The organism is Streptosporangium sp. H16 (genome assembly GCF_051918855.1).
In the GTDB taxonomy this organism is placed as follows: Bacteria; Actinomycetota; Actinomycetes; order Streptosporangiales; family Streptosporangiaceae; genus Streptosporangium.
Map to the genome: position 1 here is coordinate 1 of NZ_JBPXMD010000133.1, position 672 is coordinate 672.

Annotated in this window: 1 protein-coding gene; it reads right to left on the reverse strand. The window is 67.7% G+C overall.

Features of this window, described 5'->3' with window-relative positions; all coding sequences use genetic code 11:
* Nucleotides 1-89: 89 nt before the first annotated feature.
* Complete coding sequence (locus tag ACTOQ2_RS44015; RefSeq protein ID WP_440108006.1) at nt 90-575, reverse strand: hypothetical protein; 486 nt, start codon at nt 573-575, stop codon at nt 90-92.
* Between the last annotated feature and the right edge of the window lie 97 nt (nt 576-672).

The window sequence follows — 672 nt, forward strand, 5'->3', positions numbered from 1 at the left end:
ACAGCACGAAGCCGGCCCCCTGGGGAGCCGGCCGGGTTCGAGCGTGGGAGACCGATCGGGTCGGTGTCGGGTCGGTGTGCGGGAGGGGGTTAGAAGGCGTCGCCCCAGCGGCCGCAGTCGTCGAACTTGTCGGTGCCCTCGCAGACGCGGATCTTGAAGTCGTCGAAGCCGTTGCTCTTCTTGAAGCCGCCGAAGCGGTCGATGTCGCCGTGGCCGCGGGTCTTGAAGACCTTGGTGTGGAAGCCGAAGCGGTCGTGCCACTTGAACCACACGTAGCTGTAGGAGCGGTCGCGGTCACGGTCGAACAGGTCGCCGTAGAACCAGTAGCGGCCGTTGTCCTTGGTCCAGTAGCCCTTGAAGTAAGAGCGGTGGGCGAAGTCCTCGCCGCGGCCGTACCCGGAGTAGTAGGGGCCGAAGAAGTGCTTGCCGGAGGTCTGTGCCTGCTGCGTGGCGACCGTGGCCGAGGCGGCGGTGCCGGTGGCGGTGTCGGCGGAGGCGGCGGGGGCCGCGGCGATGCCGGCCAGCAGGGAACCGGCCAGGGCCGCTCCGGCGAGAAGGGTGCGCGTGGTGCTCATCGTCATGCTCCTGTGCGGGTGGTGAGGGGTCGTGCCGTTCGGACACCACGGACACTAGAAACAGTCGACGCTTCCTTCTGCGCAGGAATGCACACTC

What these genes read in the sequence shown, in the direction of transcription:
- ACTOQ2_RS44015 (WP_440108006.1), bottom strand. Translation starts at nt 575, where the DNA reads ATGAGCACCACGCGCACCCTTCTCGCCGGAGCGGCCCTGGCCGGTTCC.